The sequence below is a fragment of the Pseudomonas tolaasii NCPPB 2192 genome (assembly GCF_002813445.1).
GTDB lineage: Bacteria > Pseudomonadota > Gammaproteobacteria > Pseudomonadales > Pseudomonadaceae > Aquipseudomonas > Aquipseudomonas tolaasii.
In genome coordinates, this window is the sequence record NZ_PHHD01000001.1 from 2,590,908 (window position 1) to 2,611,422 (window position 20,515).

Sequence of the window (20,515 nt, forward strand, 5' to 3'; positions counted from 1 at the left end):
AAACGAGTGTCCCTGATCGCTTCAGACCACTTCCGCATCGTTGTCGGCCTCGGCAAGAGCGGCATGTCCCTGGTTCGCTTCCTGGCGAACCGGGGCACGTCGTTTGCCGTGGCCGATACGCGGGAAAATCCACCGGAGCTGGTCACGCTGCGCCGTGACTACCCGCACGTGGAAGTGCGTTGTGGCGAGCTGGATGTCGAGTTTCTGTGCCGCGCCGATGAGCTCTACGTGAGCCCCGGCCTGGCGCTGGCGACACCGGCCCTGCAAGCGGCAGCGGCGCGTGGCGTGAAGCTGTCCGGCGATATCGACCTGTTCGCGCGTAACGCGAAGGCGCCGATTGTGGCCATCAGCGGTTCCAATGCAAAAAGCACCGTGACCACGCTGGTCGGCGAGATGGCGGCTGCGGCCGGCAAGCGCGTGGCCGTGGGCGGTAACCTCGGCACCCCGGCGCTGGACCTGCTCAACGACGACATCGAGTTGTACGTGATGGAGCTGTCGAGCTTCCAGCTGGAAACCACCCACGATCTCGGTGCCGAAGTGGCCACTGTGCTGAATGTCAGCGAAGACCATATGGACCGCTACAGTGGCCTGCCGGCCTATCACCTGGCCAAGCACCGGATTTTCCGCGGTGCCCGGCAAGTGGTGGTCAACCGCCAGGATGCCCTGAGCCGTCCGTTGATGGGCGAGGGGTTGCCGTGCTGGACCTTTGGTCTGAGCAAACCCGACTTCAAAGCCTTCGGCATTCGCGAAGAGAACGGCGAGAAATATCTGGCCTTCGAATTCCAGAACCTGATGCCGGTGCGCGAGCTGAAAATCCGTGGCGCCCACAACCAGTCCAATGCCCTCGCGGCGCTGGCGCTGGGCCATGCTGTCGGCCTGCCATTCGATGCCATGCTGTCGAGCCTGCGCACGTTTGCCGGTCTTGAGCATCGCTGCCAGTGGGTGCGCGACCTCGATGGCGTCAGCTACTACAACGACTCCAAGGCTACCAACGTCGGTGCCGCGCTGGCCGCCATCGAAGGCCTGGGCGCGGATATCGAAGGCAAGCTGGTGCTGATCGTCGGTGGCGACGGCAAGGGCGCGGACTTTAAAGACCTCAAGGGGCCGGTGGCTGAGCATTGCCGTGCCGTGGTGTTGATGGGCCGTGATTCCGGCTTGATCGGCGCTGCACTGGGCGATGCCGTGCCGCAAGTGCGCGCGACGTCGCTGGACGACGCCATTGCCCAGTGCAGAGCCCTGGCCCAGCCCGGCGATGCCGTGCTGCTGTCGCCAGCCTGCGCCAGTTTCGACATGTTCAAGAACTACGAAGAGCGCGGTCAGCTGTTCGCCCGCGGCGTGGAGGCCTTGGTATGAGCTTCAGAAATATCATCAAGCCTTACCCATCGCCGATTATCACCGGGCGCGGCATCGACCTCGATTTTCCGATGCTTGCCGGTTGCCTCGCTTTGCTGGGCCTGGGCCTGGTGATGATCACTTCGGCGTCTTCCGAAGTGGCCGCCGTGCAGTCGGGCAATACCCTGTACATGATGATTCGTCACCTGGTGTACCTGGTGATCGGCCTCGGCGCATGCATCGTCACCATGATGATTCCCATCGCCACCTGGCAGCGTCTTGGCTGGATGATGCTGATCGGCGCGTTTGGCCTGCTGATCATGGTGATCCTCCCCGGCATCGGCCGCGAGGTGAACGGCTCGATGCGCTGGATCGGCTTTGGTGCCTTCAACGTGCAGCCGTCGGAAATCGCCAAAGTGTTCGTGGTGATCTACCTCTCCGGCTATCTGGTTCGTCGCCAGAAAGAAGTGCGCGAAAGCTGGATGGGCTTCTTCAAGCCATTCATCGTGCTGCTGCCCATGGCCGGCCTGTTGCTGATGGAGCCGGACTTCGGTGCCACCGTCGTGATGATGGGCGCTGCGGCGGCGATGCTGTTCCTCGGTGGCGTGGGCCTGTTCCGCTTCACCTTGATGGTGGTGCTGGCGGTGGCGGCCGTGACCATTCTGGTGCAGGCGCAACCCTACCGGATGGCCCGTCTGATCACCTTTACCGACCCATGGTCCGACCAGTTCGGCTCCGGCTACCAGTTGACCCAGGCGCTGATCGCCTTCGGTCGCGGCGAGTGGTTGGGCGTGGGCCTGGGCAACAGTGTGCAAAAGCAGTTCTACCTGCCCGAAGCGCATACCGACTTCGTGTTCTCGGTGCTCGCCGAAGAGCTGGGTGTGGTCGGTTCGCTGTGCACCGTCGCGCTGTTCGTATTCGTGTGTGTGCGTGGCATGTACATCGGCTTGTGGGCCGAGAAGGCCAAACAGTATTTCGCCGCTTATGTGGCATACGGCTTGTCGTTCCTGTGGATCGGCCAGTTCTTGATCAACATCGGCGTGAACGTCGGCCTGCTGCCGACCAAGGGGCTGACGCTGCCATTCCTCAGCTACGGCGGCAGTTCGTTGGTGATTTGCTGCGCCTGCCTGGGCTTGTTGCTGCGCATTGAGTGGGAGAGTCGAACCCACCTGGGCAGCGAAGAGATGGAGTTCAGCGAAAGCGACTTTGCCGAGGAGCCGAACCATGGGCGCTAACGTGCTGATCATGGCGGGCGGCACCGGGGGCCATGTGTTCCCGGCCCTGGCATGTGCCCGTGAATTTCAGAACCGTGGCTACACCGTGCATTGGCTCGGTACGCCGCGCGGCATTGAAAATGAATTGGTTCCCAATGCGGGCTTGCCGCTGCATTTGATCAACGTCACGGGCCTGCGTGGCAAGGGCAAGTTGTCCCTGCTCAAGGCGCCGTTCGTGTTGCTCAAGGCCGTGTGGCAAGCACGCAAAGTGATTCGCGACTTGAAGCCGGTGTGTGTGCTGGGCTTTGGTGGTTATGTGACCGGCCCTGGCGGTGTTGCCGCCAGGCTTGCCGGCGTGCCGGTGATCGTGCACGAGCAGAACGCCGTCGCCGGTACTGCCAACCGCTTGCTGGTGCCATTGGCCGCGCGGGTGTGTGAAGCGTTCCCGAAAACCTTTGGTGCGTCGGACAAGTTGCGCACCACCGGCAACCCGGTACGCACCGAGCTGTTCATGGACATCGCGCGCCAGGCACTGACCGGGCGCAAGGCACATCTGCTGGTGATGGGCGGCAGCCTGGGGTCCGAGCCGCTGAACAAACTGCTGCCGGAAGCTGTTGCGCAACTCCCCGTGGAACTGCGCCCGGAGATCTTCCATCAGGCCGGCAAGCACCACGGTGAAGTCACCGCCACGCGTTATCGCGAGGCCGGTGTAGAGGCGAACGTACAGCCCTTCATCAAAGACATGGCCCATGCCTATGGCTGGGCCGACCTGGTGGTCTGCCGCTCCGGTGCGCTGACCGTCAGTGAACTGGCCGCCGCCGGTCTGCCGTCCTTGCTGGTGCCTTTGCCCCATGCCATCGACGATCACCAGACCCGCAACGCTGAATATTTGGCCGGGGAGGGCGCTGCCTTCCTGCTGCCGCAAAGAACGACTGGCGCCGCCGATTTGGCCGCACGCCTGACCGAGGTTTTGATGCAACCGGAACGACTGAACAGCATGGCGAGCACCGCAAGCCGCCTGGCCAAACCTGACGCAACCCGCACCGTGGTCGATATCTGCCTGGAGGTGGCCCATGGTTGAGAATCAGAAAGCCATGCCGCAACCGGAAATGCGCCGCATCCGGCGCATCCACTTCGTCGGGATCGGCGGCGTGGGCATGTGCGGCATTGCCGAAGTGTTGCTGAACCTGGGCTACCAAGTGTCCGGCTCCGACTTGAAAGAGTCGCCGGTGACTGATCGCCTGAAAACTTTCGGTGCACAGATCTTCATCGGCCACCGTGCCGAGAACGCTGCCGAGGCCGACGTGCTGGTGGTGTCCAGCGCCGTGAACACCTCCAACCCGGAAGTGGCAACCGCCCTTGAACGTCGCATTCCGGTGGTACCGCGTGCCGAGATGCTGGCCGAGCTGATGCGCTATCGCCACGGCATCGCCGTCGCCGGCACCCACGGCAAAACCACCACCACCAGCCTGATCGCCTCGGTGTTCGCCGCCGGTGGCCTGGACCCGACATTCGTCATTGGTGGCCGCCTGAATGCAGCCGGCACCAATGCACAATTGGGAACCAGCCGTTACCTGATTGCCGAAGCCGATGAAAGTGATGCGAGCTTCCTGCACCTGCAACCGCTGGTTGCCGTGGTCACCAACATCGACGAAGACCACATGGCCACCTACGACGGTGACTTCAACAAGTTGAAGAAAACCTTCGTCGAGTTCCTGCACAACCTGCCGTTCTACGGTTTGGCCGTGGTGTGCCTGGACGATCCGGTGGTGCGTGAAATCCTGCCGCTGGTCAAACGTCCGACCGTGACCTACGGCTTCAGCGAAGACGCCGATGTGCGCGCCATCAATGTGCGCCAGGAAGGCATGCAAACCTTCTTCACCGTGCTGCGCCCTGACCGTGAGCCGCTGGATGTGTCGGTGAACATGCCGGGCAACCACAACGTGCTCAATTCCCTGGCGACCATTTGCATCGCTTCCGACGAAGGCGTCAGCGATGAAGCCATCGTTGAAGGCCTGTCGCGCTTCGCCGGTGTCGGCCGTCGCTTCCAGGTCTACGGCCAACTGCCGGTCGAAGGCGGTGACGTGATGTTGGTGGACGACTACGGCCACCACCCGACCGAAGTGGCCGCCGTGATCAAGGCCGTGCGCGGTGGCTGGCCGGAGCGCCGTCTGGTGATGGTTTACCAGCCGCACCGCTACAGCCGCACCCGCGACCTGTACGACGACTTTGTGAATGTATTGGCCGACGCCAACGTGCTGTTGCTGATGGAAGTCTACCCGGCCGGCGAAGAGCCGATTCCGGGCGCCGACAGCCGCAAGCTGTGCAACAGCATTCGCCAGCGCGGCCAACTGGACCCGATCTACATCGAGCGTGGTGTGGACCTGGCGCCTATCGTCAAGCCGCTGCTGCGTGCCGGCGACATTTTGCTCTGCCAGGGTGCCGGTGACATTGGTGGCCTTGCACCCAAATTGCTCGCGAGCCCGATCTTCGCTGCTGCCGAAAAGGGGAAGTCGAAATGACTGCTGACTACGGCTCTCTGTTCTCCACTATCGCGCCTGCTGATTTCGGCCGTGTGGCCGTGTTGTTCGGCGGCAAGAGCGCTGAGCGCGAGGTGTCGCTCAAGTCCGGCAATGCCGTGCTCGAAGCCCTGCAAAGCGCCGGCGTGAATGCCTTTGGCATCGACGTGGGCGATGACTTCCTCGCCCGCCTGCAGGCCGAGAAGATCGACCGCGCCTTCATCATTCTTCACGGCCGTGGCGGTGAAGACGGCAGCATGCAGGGTCTGTTGGAGTGCCTGGGCATTCCTTATACCGGCAGCGGAATTCTGGCGTCGGCACTGGCCATGGACAAGTTGCGCACCAAGCAGGTGTGGCACAGCCTGGGCATTCCGACCCCGCGTCACAGTGTGCTGTGCAGCGAAGACGATTGTATTTCTGCAGTCGAGGAACTGGGCCTGCCTTTGATCGTCAAACCTGCCCATGAAGGCTCCAGTATCGGCATGGCCAAAGTGAACTCGGCCGCCGAATTGATCGACGCATGGAAAGCGGCAAGTACCTACGATTCGCAAGTGTTGGTGGAACAGTGGATTTCCGGTCCCGAGTACACCATCGCCACCCTGCGTGGCCAGGTTTTGCCGCCTATCGCATTGGGCACGCCCCACACTTTTTACGACTACGACGCCAAGTACGTGGCTTCCGATACTCAGTACCGGATCCCCTGCGGCCTCGACGCAACCAAGGAACAGGAATTGATGGACCTCACGGCGAAAGCCTGTGAGGCGCTGGGTATCGCCGGTTGGGCGCGGGCAGACGTGATGCAGGATGGCCAAGGGAATTTCTGGTTCCTGGAAGTCAACACCGCTCCCGGCATGACCGACCACAGCCTGGTCCCCATGGCAGCTCGTGCCGCCGGTCTGGATTTTCAGCAGTTAGTGCTGGCGATTCTGGCCGCAAGCATTGAGCCACGAGGCTAAAGACATGAACGGCGCATCGCTTCGTCATCAGCCCCCGCCAGCACCGAGCCGCAAGCCGGTGCCACGGGGTGCCAGCCGGATGGTGGCTAAAGAGCCGATGTCGGCGCGCCTGCCGAAAGCCAACTTTGGTTTCCTCAAGGCGCTGTTCTGGCCGGTACTGCTGGTGGCGTTGGGTTTCGGCACTTATGAGGGCGCCCAGCGTCTGCTGCCGTATGCCGACCGGCCGATCACCAAGATCAGCGTGCAGGGCGACTTAAGTTATATCAGCCAGCAAGCGGTGCAGCAGCGCATCGGGCCGTACCTGGCGGCGAGCTTCTTCACCATCGACCTGGCGGGTATGCGCTCGGAGCTGGAACAGATGCCGTGGATCGCCCACGCCGAAGTGCGCCGCGTCTGGCCGGACCAGGTAACGATCCGCCTGGAAGAACAACTGCCGGTTGCCCGTTGGGGCGATGGCGCGCTGTTGAACAACCAGGGCCAGGCGTTTACACCGCGCGAGCTGGCGAACTATGAACACCTGCCGCAGCTGTTCGGGCCGCAGCGGGCGCAACAGCAAGTCATGCAGCAGTACCAGGCGTTGAGCCAGATGCTGCGACCGCTCGGTTTCTCCATTGCACGCCTGGAACTGCGTGAACGGGGCAGCTGGTTTTTGACGACCGGGGCAGGCAGTTCCGGCCCGGGTATCGAGTTGTTGCTGGGACGCGACCGCTTGGTAGAGAAGATGCGCCGCTTTATTGCCATCTATGAAAAAACCTTGAAAGAACAGATTACGAACATTGCGAGCGTCGACCTGCGTTACGCCAACGGCCTGGCCGTCGGCTGGCGTGAACCAGTTGCGCCGACGACAGCCAAACCCGCTGTCGCGAAGAATTAAGAAGAGGCAGGACCCATGGCAAACGTGCAAAGCGGGAAAATGATCGTCGGTCTCGATATCGGCACCTCCAAAGTGGTGGCGCTGGTCGGCGAGGTCGGTGAAGACGGCGTTATCGAAATCGTCGGTATCGGCACGCATCCGTCCCGGGGCCTGAAGAAAGGCGTGGTGGTGAACATCGAGTCCACCGTGCAATCGATCCAGCGCGCCATCGAAGAAGCGCAGTTGATGGCCGGTTGCCGGATCCACTCGGCGTTCGTCGGCGTGGCCGGCAACCATATCCGCAGTCTGAACTCCCACGGCATCGTGGCGATTCGCGACCGTGAAGTCAGCTCGGCCGACCTTGAGCGTGTGCTCGACGCCGCCCAGGCCGTGGCGATTCCGGCTGACCAGCGCGTGCTGCACACCCTGCCGCAGGACTACGTGATCGACAACCAGGAAGGCGTGCGTGAGCCGCTGGGCATGTCGGGCGTGCGCCTGGAAGCCAAGGTTCACGTGGTGACCTGCGCCGTCAACGCCGCACAGAACATTGAAAAATGCGTGCGCCGCTGCGGCCTGGAAATCGACGACATCATTCTTGAGCAGTTGGCCTCTGCTTACTCGGTACTGACCGACGACGAAAAAGAGCTGGGCGTGTGCCTGGTGGACATCGGCGGCGGCACCACTGACATCGCGATCTTCACCGAGGGTGCGATCCGTCACACCGCCGTGATCCCGATTGCCGGTGACCAGGTGACCAACGACATCGCCATGGCGCTGCGCACACCGACCCAGTACGCCGAAGAAATCAAGATCCGCTATGCCTGCGCCCTGGCCAAGCTGGCCGGTGCCGGCGAGACCATCAAGGTGCCAAGCGTGGGCGACCGTCCACCGCGCGAGCTGTCGCGTCAGGCCCTGGCCGAAGTGGTCGAGCCGCGTTACGACGAGCTGTTCACCCTGATTCAGGCTGAACTGCGCCGCAGCGGTTACGAAGATTTGATCCCGGCCGGCATCGTGTTGACCGGTGGCACCTCGAAAATGGAAGGCGCGGTCGAGCTGGCCGAGGAAATCTTCCACATGCCGGTTCGCCTGGGTGTACCCCATGGCGTCAAAGGCCTGGGCGACGTGGTGCGCAACCCGATTTATTCCACCGGCGTGGGCTTGCTGTTGTACGGGCTGCAGAAGCAGACCGATGGCATTTCCCTGTCGGGCCCAAGCGTGCGTGACAGCTACCGCGGCGGCGATGACGAAGCCAAGGCGCCGTTGTTCGAGCGCTTGCAGGCTTGGGTCAAAGGCAATTTCTAAAGATTTACCGCAACACCGAAGCAAGCAGTAGGCGAAAAAACTAGAGAAAACGAAAGGAGAGGGAACATGTTCGAACTCGTAGACAACATCCCCGCAAGCCCGGTTATCAAAGTAATCGGTGTCGGCGGTGGCGGCGGCAACGCTGTCAACCACATGGTCAAGAGCAACATTGAAGGCGTTGAATTCATCTGCGCCAACACTGATGCCCAGGCGCTGAAAAGCATCGGCGCGCGGACCATCCTGCAACTGGGCACCGCGGTGACCAAAGGCCTCGGCGCCGGCGCCAACCCGGAAGTCGGCCGTCAAGCCGCCCTGGAAGACCGCGAGCGTATCGCCGAAGTGCTGCAAGGCACCAACATGGTGTTCATCACCACCGGCATGGGCGGCGGTACCGGTACCGGTGCAGCCCCGATCATTGCCGAAGTGGCCAAGGAAATGGGAATTCTGACCGTCGCTGTCGTGACGCGTCCGTTCCCGTTCGAAGGTCGCAAGCGCATGCAGATCGCCGACGAAGGTATCCGTCTGCTGTCTGAAAGCGTCGACTCGTTGATCACCATTCCCAACGAGAAGCTGCTGACCATCCTGGGCAAGGACGCGAGCCTGCTGTCCGCATTCGCCAAGGCTGACGATGTACTGGCCGGTGCCGTTCGCGGTATCTCCGACATCATCAAGCGCCCGGGCATGATCAACGTCGACTTCGCCGACGTGCGCACCGTGATGAGCGAAATGGGCATGGCGATGATGGGCACCGGCTGCGCCAGCGGTCCGAACCGTGCACGTGAAGCCACTGAAGCGGCCATCCGCAACCCGTTGCTGGAAGACGTGAACCTGCAAGGCGCACGCGGCATTCTGGTGAACATCACCGCCGGCCCTGACCTGTCCCTGGGTGAGTACTCCGACGTGGGTAGCATCATCGAAGCCTTCGCTTCCGAGCACGCGATGGTCAAAGTCGGTACCGTTATCGATCCGGACATGCGCGACGAGCTGCACGTGACCGTGGTTGCGACCGGCCTGGGTGCGAAAATCGAGAAGCCTGTGAAGGTCATCGACAACACCCTGCACAACAGCCAGGCCAGCCAGCAAGCGGCCGCTCCAGCGCCTGCGCGCCAGGAACTGCCGTCTGTGAACTACCGTGACCTGGACCGTCCGACCGTGATGCGCAACCAGGCTCAGGCCGGTGCTGCGGCGTCCCGTAGCCTGAATCCGCAAGATGATCTGGACTACCTGGACATCCCGGCATTCCTGCGTCGTCAGGCCGATTAATGGAATGTATCAGGGCTATGAAGGTGATTGGTGTTCAGCAAAGGTCTGGTCTGTTATTATCGCCAGCCTTTGTTGATACCAGTTCGCAATTTGCGCTGAAGCGGTCCAAGCCATGATTAAACAACGCACCCTGAAGAATATTATCCGTGCCACAGGTGTAGGTCTGCACTCCGGGGAGAAGGTATACCTGACCCTCAAGCCCGCACCTGTCGACACCGGCATCGTGTTTGTTCGTGCCGACCTGGACCCTGTGGTGCAGATTCCTGCTCGCGCGGAAAATGTTGGCGAAACCACGATGTCGACCACGTTGGTCAACGGTGACGTGAAAGTGGACACGGTGGAGCACTTGCTCTCGGCCATGGCCGGTCTGGGCATCGATAACGCCTACGTCGAGCTCTCCGCGTCCGAAGTCCCGATCATGGATGGCAGCGCTGGCCCCTTCGTATTCTTGATTCAATCTGCCGGCCTGGAAGAACAGGACGCAGCCAAGAAGTTCATTCGCATTCTGCGGGAAGTGACAGTAGAAGACGGCGACAAGCGCGCCACCTTCGTCCCGTTCGAAGGCTTTAAAGTGAGCTTTGAGATCGATTTCGATCACCCGGTATTCCGTGACCGCACACAAAGTGCAAGCGTGGATTTTTCCAGCACTTCGTTCGTAAAAGAAGTCAGCCGCGCCCGTACCTTTGGTTTCATGAGTGACATCGAGTACCTGCGCAAGCACAACCTCGCACTCGGCGGCAGCGTTGAAAACGCCATCGTGGTCGACGCGGATGGTGTACTGAACGAAGACGGCCTTCGCTACGAAGACGAATTCGTGAAGCACAAGATCCTCGATGCAATCGGTGACCTCTACCTGCTGGGCAATAGCCTGATAGGCGAGTTCAAAGGCTTCAAGTCGGGCCACGCCCTTAACAACCAGCTGCTGCGCAAGTTGATTGAGCAAACAGACGCTTGGGAAGTCGTGACCTTCGAAGATGCCAGCACCGCACCGATCTCTTACATGCGTCCCGTTGCGGCGGTGTAAGTAACAACTCTCTTTCTTTCGTTTTGAAAGGCTGCCTTCGGGTGGCCTTTTTTTATGCCTGCTGATTCGTGTGCGCCGCTGTTCAAATGTGGGAGCTGGCTTGCTGCGATGGCGGTGTTGAATCCACCGTCGCTATCGCAGGCAAGCCAGCTCCCACAGTGATTGGGTTCACAGGCTCTGTTGCGTAGCTGCATCCACAATCCGGTTACGCCCGGTGTGCTTGGCCTCATACAAGGCCTGGTCAGCACTCAACAACAGCGCCTCCAATGACACACGGCTGCGCTTGCTCCAGGTGCTCATGCCAATGCTCACCGTAATCGGCTGAGCATCACCCGCCATCCGCGGCAGGCGCTCGACGCTGCAGCGAATGTGTTCGGCAATCACCCAGGCGCCTCTGGCGTCGGTAACCGGCAGCACCACCGCAAACTCTTCCCCGCCATAACGCGCCGCCAAATCTGCGGGGCGCCGAATGTTTTCATCGATGACGTGTGCCACCTGGCGCAAGGCCTCGTCGCCGCCGTGGTGGCCATGGCGATCGTTGAAGGCCTTGAAGTGGTCCACGTCGATCATCAGCACCGTCAGCGGTTCGGTGGAGCGCTGCGCGCGGTCCCATTCCAGGCGCAGGCGCTGGTCGAGCGTGCGTCGGTTGGCCAGCCCGGTGAGCGGGTCGGTGGCAGCAAGTTCTGACAGCACTTGTTCGGCGTGATGGCGGCGGCGCAATTCGTGACTCAGCATCCATGTCAGCCACAGCAGGCCCGCGCACAGCACGCCCGTCGCCAGGCTGACCAGAATGGCGGCACGTCTCCAAGGCGCAAACACTTCATCGGCAGACAGCGCCACCGCAACCACCAACGGCAGGTTGCCTACGGTAGAAAAGCTGTACAGCCGCGCCTGGCTATCCACGCTGGAAATGCCTTCAAAGCTGCCGTCGTGTTCCTTGAGCATGCGCGCCACATTCGGACGCTGGCTCAGGTCCTTGTCGATCATGTCCACTTCCAGCAGCGGTTCCTGCGCGAGCAGAATGCCCTGCTGATTGATCAGGTTGATGGTGCTGTTACGGCCAATATTCAGCCCGCTGAACAACTGATGAAAGTAAGACAAACGCATTGAAGCCACCGCTACGCCCTGAAAACGCCCGTCCGGTGCAGACACCCGGCGGCTGAATGCAATTCGCCACGGGTCATCACACACGCAGCGCGCCGTGAACGGTCGGCTGATATACAAGCCGATTTCCGGGTGGGTGCGGTGTATCTGGAAATAGTCGCGGTCGGCAAAGTTGCCGGTTTTGGGCGTGAGCAGCGAGGAGTCCGCGATCACTTCGCCTTGGGCGTCCAGCAGCAGGATGTCGCCTTTGTACGGTGCAGCGGTGGAGCGGTCGAACAGTATCAAGTGACGAATGCTGGCTGAGACGCTGTGCAAATCATTGCGCTCGGTGGCCGCGATCAAGCCCTTGAGGGTCATGTCGTACAACTCGACGTTGCGCAGCACGTCGGCATCGATCAATTGAGTGATGTTGTTCGCCGTGCGTTTGGCCGTTTGCAAGGTGTTGGCGCGTTCACGAATCAGCAGCGCGGTGACGATGGTGACGATCACCAGCACCGCAAGCACGCTTCCTGTGATCAGCAAGCGTTCCGGGCGACGTGTGGGGCGAGGCAGGCTCGGGCTCATCGTGCTGACTTCTGTTTCGAGGATGCCCATAGCTTAGTAGGCAAACGCAGAATTAGTGTGGGAGCTGGCTTGCCTGCGATAGCGATGCACCTGCCCGCTGGGTCATATCTGGACTATCGCCATCGCAGGCACGCCAGCTCCCACATCGCGTTAGAACACGTCGATCGGGTAATCCACGATCACACGGTACTCATCCACATCCCGGTCTACCGCCGAATAACCGTTTCCACCCCGGTTGGTGGCCCACTGCAGGCGCACGGCCAAATTCTTGGCCTTGCCGCCCTGCACCACGTATTTGAGGTCGATGTCCCGTTCCCAGTGCCTGGCGTCTTTTCCATCGGCACTGTACCAGGCGCTGTAGCCACGGCTGTTGGGGTCGACTTTGGTCAGGTCGGTCTTGCCGCTGATGTAGGACACGGCGCCTGTCAGGCCGGGCACGCCGAGGCCCGCGAAGTCATAGGCGTACTTGAGTTTCCACGAGCGCTCGTTGGGGCCGTTGAAATCCGAGTATTGCTGGGAATTGTCCAGGTACACGCTGTCGCCCTGGGTGATGTAGTCGAAAGGCGTGTTGCCGTTGACCCGCTGGTAAGCGGCGGTAACGCTGTGGTTGCCCACGCCCACGGTGAAATGCAGGCTGTAGGTATTGTTATCGATGCTGCCCAGCAGCGACCGGCCGGTGTCCTGGGTGTGGTAGTAGTGCACGCCGGGGTTGAGGCTCACGAGGTCGTTGAGCGCGTAGGTGTAATCCAGATCGTAGTAGTACTGGTGCCACACGTCCTTCAGCTCGGACGCGTACAGGTTGCTGGTCAACCCCGCGACGCCGCTGAACGACACGCCGGCCCAGTTCAAATGCTGTGGCTCGGCGTGATCCGGCAGCGCGCCATAACTGGTGCCGATGCGGCGGTGGCCGCTTTGGTTGTACAGCTTGGTGAAGCTGGCCTGGCCACCTTCGATCAACCAGCCGTCAACGCTGTGGTTGGTCAGGCTCACGCCACGGAAGGTCTGCGGCAACATGCGGGTCATGCCACCGGCGATCACCGGGTTATTAAGGAACAGGTCGCCGGCTTTCAGTTCGGTGTCGAACGCGCGCATTTTCAAGGTGCCGCCAGCCGTTGAAAACGAGCCGGGCGCTTTGCCGTTGCCACTGCCGTAAGGAAGGATGCTGGAACCGTCGGTGCCGCCACCGCCGTCGAGTTTGAGGCCGAGCATGGCGTTCACGTCCAGGCCGAAACCGACGGTGCCCTGGGTGTAGCCGGACTCAAAAGTGCCGATGAAACCCTGGCCCCACTCCTTGCTGTCATCGGTGTGAATGTCGCGACGGTCGCGGTTCATGTAGTAGTTGCGGGTGTTGATCTTGAGGCTGGAGCCTTCGACGAAACCGTCGGCGGAGGAGGTGTCTGCCGCATGGGCGAGCGGGGTGATCGTTGCTGCTATCGCGAGAAATAACGGGGTGAACGTCAGCGAGTTCTTCACCGGTGGAGCTCCTTTGGTCAATCTTGAACGGCCAGTGTCGTGGGGGTGTGCCCGGCCTTTTTTACGGCAAAAAAAAGCCGCTGAAGTCAGCGGCTTTAAACAGATTCCCAGTGTAGAGCCCTGGAAATAAGTCGAGGGAAATTCGTGTAAGCGGGAAGCTGTCTTGCCGTCGCGCTCATCGGTGCGTCAAAGTAACGCAGGCGAGCGGTGCGAGATAGAGTGTAACAAGATAATGACTGTTGCCCAAACCGCAACAGTTGGCGCGGGTTGATCGTTCCCATGCTCCGCGTGGGAATGCCTCTTGTGACGCTCTGCGTCACGCTTTGGGACGCGGAGCGTCCCCTGCTGCATTCCCACGCGGAGCGTGGGAACGATCATCGGAGTGCCTAGACGGGCAGGGTAATGCCAAACGTATTGCCGCCACCTTCACTGCGCACAAACACATCCCCGCCATGCATCAGCGCAATCGCCTTGACGATGGCCAGCCCCAGCCCATGGTTCGCGCCACTGTTACTGCGCGAAGCATCCACCCGGTAGAAGCGCTCGAACAACCGTGGCAGGTGCTCGCTGGCAATCTCGTCGCCAGGGTTGGTCACCCCGATGGAGACCTGATGTTCCTGCGCTTCAATGTTCACTTCGATCAGCCGCCCAGGCGCGGTGTGCTGCACCGCGTTACTCAGCAGATTGATGAGCGCGCGGCGCAGGTGGGCCTTTTCGATGTGCACCATGGCATCGCCGCGCACGCTTACCTTGACCTGGGCGTCTTCAAGGATGAAATCGAGGTAATCGAGGGTGGTCGCTACTTCATCGGCCAGGGAGCTTTCGATCAGCTTGGTGGCCTTGCTGCCCTGGTCGGCGCTGGCGAGGAACAGCATGTCGTTGATGATCGAGCGCAAGCGTTCCAGCTCTTCAAGATTCGATTGCAGCACCTCGAAGTAATGCTCGGCTGATCGTCCGCGTGTGAGTGCGACCTGGGTCTGGCCGATCAGGTTGGTCAGGGGCGAGCGCAGTTCGTGGGCCACGTCGGCGTTGAAGGATTCCAGGCGTGAATAGGCCTGTTCAACCCGATCCAGCGTGGAATTGAACGAGTTGACGAACTGGCTCAGCTCCGGTGGCAGCGGCGACAATTGCAGCCGCCCGGACAGTTTCGGCGGCGCCAGTTTCTGCGCTTCATCCGAGAGCTTGCCCAGCGGTTTGAGGCCGATGCGCGATACCCAGAAGCCCAGCAAAGCCGCCAGCGCCACGCCGACAAAAGCCAGGCCGATCAACGCCACCAGCAATTGGTGCTGGGTCGCGCGGAAATTCTCGGTGTCGATGGCGATCATGAAACGCAGGGGCGGGCGCTGTTCCTTCGCCGCAAACTGGCTCACCAATACCTTGAACGGGTATTCATGCCCCGGCAGACGCAAGTCGCGCTTGCCCGTCGGCCCCTCGGCAAAGGCGCGGATCTGTGCATCGGGGTTGCCGTATTCGTAGTTCGGATCGCTGCTGACTACCCAGAACCGGATGCGCTTGTCTTCTTCACCCAGCAGCTTGAGCTTGGCGGTGATTTTCGCCCAGTGGTCCGGCGTGCCGAAGCGGTTCACCGATGACTCGAGCACGCTGTAACGCGCATCCAGTTCGGCGCCCGGCAACAAACCCAGGCCCCGGTCCACTTGCTGGTACAACGCGCCGCCGATCAACACGAAGATCAGCAGCGCCACCAGTGTGAACATGCCACTCAGGCGCAGGGCGATGGAGTTAGCCGACACTGCGGTTCTCCAGCACGTAACCCATGCCGCGAATGGTGTGCAACAGCTTGGTGTCGAACGGCCCGTCGAGCTTGGCGCGCAGGCGTTTGATCGCCACTTCCACCACGTTGGCGTCGCTGTCGAAATTGATGTCCCAGACCATCTCCGCAATCGCCGTCTTGGAGAGGATTTCGCCCTGGCGCCGCGCGAGCACGCTGAGCAGCGAAAATTCCTTGGCGGTCAGGTCCAGGCGCACGCCGTTGCGGCTGGCTTTGCGGCTGATCAGGTCGATCCACAGGTCGGCCACGGTCACCTGCACCGGTTCGTGGCCGCCGCTGCGGCGGGTCAATGCCTGCAAGCGTGCCACCAGTTCCAGGAACGAAAACGGTTTGCCCAGGTAATCATCGGCGCCTTCACGCAGGCCACGGATGCGGTCTTCCACGCGCTCGCGGGCGGTGAGCATGATCACCGGCGTCTGCTTGCGCGCGCGCAGGGCACGCAGCACACCGAAGCCGTCGAGGCCCGGCAGCATCACGTCGAGCACGATCACTGCGTAATCGTTCTCCAGCGCCAGGTGCAAACCTTCCACGCCTTCGCGCGCCACATCGACGGTGTAGCCCTGTTCCGTCAGGCCGCGGTGCAGGTAGTCCGCGGTTTTTTCTTCATCTTCAATAATCAGGACGCGCATGAGCCTTTTTTCCAGGACGGGGGCCTCAGCCTTAATGTGTGGTCGCCAGCGCCAGCGCTGGTTTGGGCCTGTGGAAAAACTTTTCAAGGTACAAGTATATGACCGGCGTGGTGAACAGCGTCAGCGCCTGGCTCACCAGCAGCCCGCCGACCACCGCAATACCCAGCGGCTGGCGCAATTCTGCGCCGGGGCCGGAGCCCAGCATCAGGGGGACCGCACCGAGCAACGCAGCCAGTGTGGTCATGATGATCGGCCGGAACCGCGTGACGCAGGCTTCATAAATCGCTTCTTCGGGCGGCAAGCCCCGCACCCGCTGGGCCTCCAGTGCGAAGTCGATCATCAGAATGCCGTTCTTCTTCACGATGCCGATCAGCAACACCAGGCCGATCAACGCCATGATCGAAAAGTCCTGGCCGAGCAACCACAGCATGATCAGCGCGCCCAGACCTGCCGAGGGCAGGGTGGAGATGATCGTCAGCGGGTGCACAAAACTCTCGTACAGCACACCCAGAATAATGTAGACCGCCACCAGCGCCGCGAGGATCAGCCACGGCTGGCTGGCCAGCGAACTCTGGAACGCCTGGGCCGCGCCCTGGAAGGTACCGATCATGGTGGCCGGCATGCCGATTTCGTTTTTCGCCTGATTGAGCATGATCACCGCATCGCCCAATGCCACGCCGGGCGCCAGGTTGAACGACAGGTTGGCGGCCGGGAACATGCCGTCATGGCTGATGGACAAGGGGCCCACGGTCGGCGGATCAACCTTGGCCAGTGCCGACAGCGGCACCATTTCACCGGTCAACGGCGAGCGCAGGTAGAAGTAGTTCAGGCTCTCGGCTTTGCCGCGTTGCTGGCTGTCGAGCTCCAGCACCACTTGGTACTGGTTGATCTCGGTCTGGAATTCGTTGATCTGGCGCTGGCCGAACGCGTCATACAACGCCTGGTCAACGTCGGTGGCGGTCAAACCGAAACGCGCGGCGGCCTGGCGGTCGATGCTGATGTGGGTGATGCTGCCGCCCAGTTGCAAATCGTTGGACAGGTCGCGGAAGGCCGGGTTGGCGCGCAGTTTTTCCGTCAGGCGCTGGGTCCAGGTGTTCAGCGTCGGGCCGTCGTTGCTCTTGAGCACGTATTGATACTGGGCGCGGCTCGGGCCGGAGCTGAGGTTGATGTCTTGCCCGGCGCGCAGGTACAGCACAATGCCCGGCACCTTCGCCAGTTTCGGGCGAATGCGGTCGATGAACTGGCTGGCGGACACATCGCGGTCACCGCGATCTTTCAAGGCGATCCAGAAGCGGCCGTTGGCGATGGTCTGGTTGCTGCCGGTCACGCCCACCGAGTGGGAAAACGCTTCCACCGCCGGGTCGTCCTTGATGATCTCGGCCAGGGCTTTGTGTTTGGCGACCATGTCCGGGTACGACACGTCCGCCGCCGCCTCGCTGGTGCCGAGTACAAAACCGGTGTCTTGCACCGGAAAGAAACCCTTGGGGATAAACACATAGCCGACCACGGCCAGCGCCAGGGTCAGCACGAAAATCCCGGCCATGGTGCGTTGGTGGGCCAGCGCGCGGCGCAGGTTGCGCGCGTAGCCGGCCAGCAGGCGTTCGCTGAAGCCGGGCTTGTCGTGGGCGTGATGAGTCGGCGCGCGCATGAACAGGGCCGCCAGGGTGGGTGCCAGGGTCAGCGAGACCACCACTGAAATCAGGATGGTCGAGGTGGCCGTCAGCGCAAACTCCTTGAACAACCGCCCGACCACGCCGCCCATGAACAGCAGCGGAATAAACGCCGCCACCAGCGAGAAGCTGATGGACACCACGGTGAAACCGATTTCGCCGGAGCCTTTGATCGCCGCGTCGCGCTTGTTGAGCCCGGCCTCAAGGTGACGGTGAATGTTCTCCACCACCACGATGGCGTCGTCCACCACAAAGCCCACGGCGATCACGATCGCCACCAGCGTCAGGTTGTTCAGGCTGAAACCCAGCAGGTACATCAGCGCAAAACTGGCCACCAGCGACACGCCGAGCACGCTGGACACGATCATCGTCGCCGACAGTTGGCGCAGGAACAGCGCCATCACCGCGACCACCAGCAGGATCGCGATCAGCAGGGTCACTTCCACTTCATGCAGTGAGGCGCGGATGGTCTTGGTGCGGTCGGTCAACACGCTGACCTTCACCGACGCCGGCAGCATGCCTTCCAGGCGCGGCAGCTCGGCCTGAATGCGGTCTACGGTCTCGACGATATTCGCGCCGGGCTGGCGTGAAATCACCAGGTTGACGCCGGGTGTGTCGCCGGACCAGGCCTGCACGTAGGCGTTTTCCGAACCATTGATGACTTTGGCGATATCGCGCAGTTGAACCGGGGCGCCGTTCTTGTAGGAAACAATCAACCGGCCGTATTCGTCCGGGTGAAACAACTGGTCGTTGGTCGACAGGGTCGACACGCTGTTCTCGCCGTAGATTGCACCCTTGGCCAGGTTCAGGCTCGATTGCTGGATGGCCACGCGCACGTCGGCGAGGGTCAGGCCAATGGCCGCGAGTTTATCCGGCGAAGCCTGCACGCGAATAGCCGGGCGCTGCTGGCCGGTGATGTTGATCTGGCCCACGCCGTCGATCTGGCTGATCTGGCGCGCCAGCAGGGTTTCCACGTAGTCGCTCAGCTCGGTGCTGGGCATGGTGTCGGAGCTGACGCTGAGGATCAGCACCGGGCTGTCGGCCGGGTTGACTTTCTTCCAGGTCGGCAGGCTCGGCATGTCGCTGGGTAGCTTGCCCGACGCAGTGTTGATCGCCGCCTGCACTTCCTGCGCGGCGGTGTCGATGCTTTTGTTGAGGGTGAACTGCAAGGTCAGCAGGCTGGAGCCCAGGGCGCTGCTGGAGGTCATCTGGGTCATGCCGGGGATGGCGCTGAATTGCACCTCCAGCGGCGTGGCCACGGATGAGGCCATGGTGTCCGGGCTGGCGCCGGGCAAGGTGGCGGTAACCTGAATGGTAGGAAATTCCGCCTCAGGCAGTGGGGCGACGGCCAAACGCGGGAAGGCAATCATCCCGAGCAGAACCAGCGCGAAGGTCAGCAGCAGGGTGGCAACCGGGTGATCGACGCACCAGGCTGACGGCGAACGGCTGCCGCTCATGGCTGCACCTTGGCGTCAACGGTCTGGATCACTTGCGGCGGTTCCTTGAGCACTTCCACCTGGGCGCCGGCCTTGAGCCGCGACTGGCCATCGCTGACCAGCACGTCCCCGGCGTTCACGCCCTTGATGATGTTCACATCGCTGTCTTGATAGGCCACTTGCACCGGTACGATTTCGACCTTGTCGCCATTGACCCGGTACACAAAGTGCGAGTCGAGCCCGCGTTGCACCACGGTCGGCGGCACGGTGAGCGCATTTTTGTCGAGGGCGGTCTGGATCTTGATGGTCACCAGTTGCCCCGGCCACAGGCGTTGCGAGGCGTTGTTGAATTCAGCCTTGGCGCGCAGGGTACCGGTGGTGGAACTGATCTGATTGTCGATCAAGCTCAGGTGGCCGGCGCCGAGCAGGTCGCCGGTCTGGCCGTCGGTGTCGGCACCCTGGTAGGCGTCGACGCTGGCGCGTTCAGGCGCGGCGATCAGGCCTTGCAGGGTCGGCAACATCTGTTGCGGCAGCGAGAACTCGACGGCAATCGGGTCGATCTGGGTGACTGAAAACAGACCCTGGGTATCGCTCATGCGCAGGAAGTTACCTTCATCCACGCTGCGAATACCGACGCGACCGGTGACGGGAGAGCGAATCTGCGTGTAGGAAAGTTGTACTTGAGCCGAGTCGATGGCCGCCTGATTGCCTTGCGCGGTGGCCTTGAGCTGGTTGACCAGGGCTTGTTGCTGGTCATAGGTCTGCTTCGACACGCCGTCGTCAATACTCAGTTCCTTGTAGCGCTTGAGGTTGACCAGCGCCACTTGCAGCTGCGCCTGGCTTTCGCCCAACTGCGCCTTGGCCTGGTCGAGGCTGGCGCGGATCGAGCGGTCATCGATGGTTGCCAGCAGGTCGCCGGTCTTGACCAGTTGCCCTTCCTTGACCAGCAGTTTGGTGAGAATGCCGTCGATCTGCGGGCGGATCACCACGCTGTGCAACGACAGCACCGAGCCGATGCCGCTGACAAAACGCGGAATATCTTGCTGCGCAACGCTCACCACCCGCACCGGGATTGCAGTAGGCGCCGCCAGTTTGGTCTTGGCCGGCCGGGTCAACGCCCAGGCTGCGATGGCCACGACCACGAGGACACCCACGGTGAGGGCGGTTTTTCGTTGAATGAGCATGGGTGAGGCGCCGGGCAAGGGGTGGGAAGGATGGAGGCTCTTTATAACGCGCCGATCCGGTCAGCACAGTGACCGCTATCTGACGGCGCTGTCAGTTAAGTCCTGTCGTTCCTACAAGCGGTGGTTAAAGATCCGAAGGGCGCAGGTATACTGCGCGCCTGCGTGGCCCGCAAGACGGTCGCGCCTCATTTCCTGTACGCCCC

At 61.7% G+C, this 20,515-nt stretch carries 15 protein-coding genes; 9 read left to right on the forward strand and 6 right to left on the reverse strand.

Annotated features, from left to right (window positions below):
- Nucleotides 1–6 precede the first annotated feature (6 nt).
- The 9 genes from murD to lpxC all read left to right on the forward strand — a co-directional run bounded on the left by murD (nucleotide 7) and on the right by lpxC (nucleotide 10,463).
- The gene (gene murD / locus ATI14_RS12020; RefSeq protein WP_016974239.1) at nucleotides 7–1,353 is read left to right on the forward strand and encodes a UDP-N-acetylmuramoyl-L-alanine--D-glutamate ligase; all 1,347 of its coding nucleotides are present in this window, start codon (nucleotides 7–9) and stop codon (nucleotides 1,351–1,353) included.
- Nucleotides 1,350–2,567: a putative lipid II flippase FtsW gene (gene ftsW / locus ATI14_RS12025; protein ID WP_020372617.1), complete on the forward strand. Its 1,218-nt coding sequence runs from the start codon at nucleotides 1,350–1,352 to the stop codon at nucleotides 2,565–2,567. The genes murD and ftsW overlap by 4 nt, the downstream gene beginning before the upstream one ends.
- Nucleotides 2,557–3,627 carry an undecaprenyldiphospho-muramoylpentapeptide beta-N-acetylglucosaminyltransferase gene (gene murG / locus ATI14_RS12030; protein ID WP_016974237.1) on the forward strand — a complete coding sequence of 357 codons (1,071 nt, stop codon included), beginning with the start codon at nucleotides 2,557–2,559 and terminating at the stop codon, nucleotides 3,625–3,627. Before ftsW ends, murG begins: the two co-directional genes overlap by 11 nt.
- Nucleotides 3,620–5,068 (forward strand): UDP-N-acetylmuramate--L-alanine ligase, encoded by a 1,449-nt coding sequence (gene murC, locus ATI14_RS12035; protein ID WP_016974236.1) that lies wholly within the window; start codon nucleotides 3,620–3,622, stop codon nucleotides 5,066–5,068. The genes murG and murC overlap by 8 nt, the downstream gene beginning before the upstream one ends.
- On the forward strand, nucleotides 5,065–6,021 hold the full coding sequence (locus tag ATI14_RS12040; RefSeq protein WP_017255823.1) for a D-alanine--D-alanine ligase: 957 nt from the start codon (nucleotides 5,065–5,067) through the stop codon (nucleotides 6,019–6,021). Before murC ends, ATI14_RS12040 begins: the two co-directional genes overlap by 4 nt.
- Nucleotides 6,022–6,025: 4 nt before the next feature.
- Nucleotides 6,026–6,895 carry a cell division protein FtsQ/DivIB gene (locus ATI14_RS12045; protein ID WP_016974234.1) on the forward strand — a complete coding sequence of 290 codons (870 nt, stop codon included), beginning with the start codon at nucleotides 6,026–6,028 and terminating at the stop codon, nucleotides 6,893–6,895.
- Nucleotides 6,896–6,910: 15 nt separating this feature from the next.
- A complete protein-coding gene (gene ftsA, locus ATI14_RS12050) occupies nucleotides 6,911–8,176 on the forward strand; it encodes a cell division protein FtsA (RefSeq protein WP_016974233.1) in 1,266 nt (421 codons plus the stop codon).
- A 66-nt stretch (nucleotides 8,177–8,242) separates the two neighbouring features.
- Nucleotides 8,243–9,439, forward strand: coding sequence for a cell division protein FtsZ (gene ftsZ, locus ATI14_RS12055; protein WP_016974232.1), 1,197 nt, complete (start codon nucleotides 8,243–8,245; stop codon nucleotides 9,437–9,439).
- 112 nt (nucleotides 9,440–9,551) lie between these two features.
- Complete coding sequence (gene lpxC, locus ATI14_RS12060; protein WP_003171886.1) at nucleotides 9,552–10,463, forward strand: UDP-3-O-acyl-N-acetylglucosamine deacetylase; 912 nt, start codon at nucleotides 9,552–9,554, stop codon at nucleotides 10,461–10,463.
- A 168-nt stretch (nucleotides 10,464–10,631) separates the two neighbouring features.
- Here lpxC and ATI14_RS12065 read toward each other — a convergent pair whose 3' ends face one another.
- The 6 genes from ATI14_RS12065 to ATI14_RS12090 form a co-directional block, all read right to left on the reverse strand.
- The gene (locus ATI14_RS12065; protein ID WP_016974231.1) at nucleotides 10,632–12,131 is read right to left on the reverse strand and encodes a diguanylate cyclase; all 1,500 of its coding nucleotides are present in this window, start codon (nucleotides 12,129–12,131) and stop codon (nucleotides 10,632–10,634) included.
- Nucleotides 12,132–12,281: 150 nt separating this feature from the next.
- Complete coding sequence (locus tag ATI14_RS12070; protein WP_016974230.1) at nucleotides 12,282–13,604, reverse strand: OprD family porin; 1,323 nt, start codon at nucleotides 13,602–13,604, stop codon at nucleotides 12,282–12,284.
- A gap of 386 nt (nucleotides 13,605–13,990) precedes the next feature.
- Nucleotides 13,991–15,355 (reverse strand): heavy metal sensor histidine kinase, encoded by a 1,365-nt coding sequence (locus ATI14_RS12075; RefSeq protein ID WP_016974229.1) that lies wholly within the window; start codon nucleotides 15,353–15,355, stop codon nucleotides 13,991–13,993.
- Complete coding sequence (locus tag ATI14_RS12080) at nucleotides 15,345–16,022, reverse strand: heavy metal response regulator transcription factor (protein ID WP_016974228.1); 678 nt, start codon at nucleotides 16,020–16,022, stop codon at nucleotides 15,345–15,347. The genes ATI14_RS12075 and ATI14_RS12080 overlap by 11 nt, the downstream gene beginning before the upstream one ends.
- A gap of 31 nt (nucleotides 16,023–16,053) precedes the next feature.
- Nucleotides 16,054–19,149, reverse strand: a complete 3,096-nt coding sequence (locus ATI14_RS12085; RefSeq protein WP_016974227.1) for a multidrug efflux RND transporter permease subunit — start codon at nucleotides 19,147–19,149, stop codon at nucleotides 16,054–16,056.
- Nucleotides 19,146–20,312, reverse strand: coding sequence for an efflux RND transporter periplasmic adaptor subunit (locus tag ATI14_RS12090; protein WP_080520115.1), 1,167 nt, complete (start codon nucleotides 20,310–20,312; stop codon nucleotides 19,146–19,148). Before ATI14_RS12090 ends, ATI14_RS12085 begins: the two co-directional genes overlap by 4 nt.
- Nucleotides 20,313–20,515: the final 203 nt, after the last annotated feature.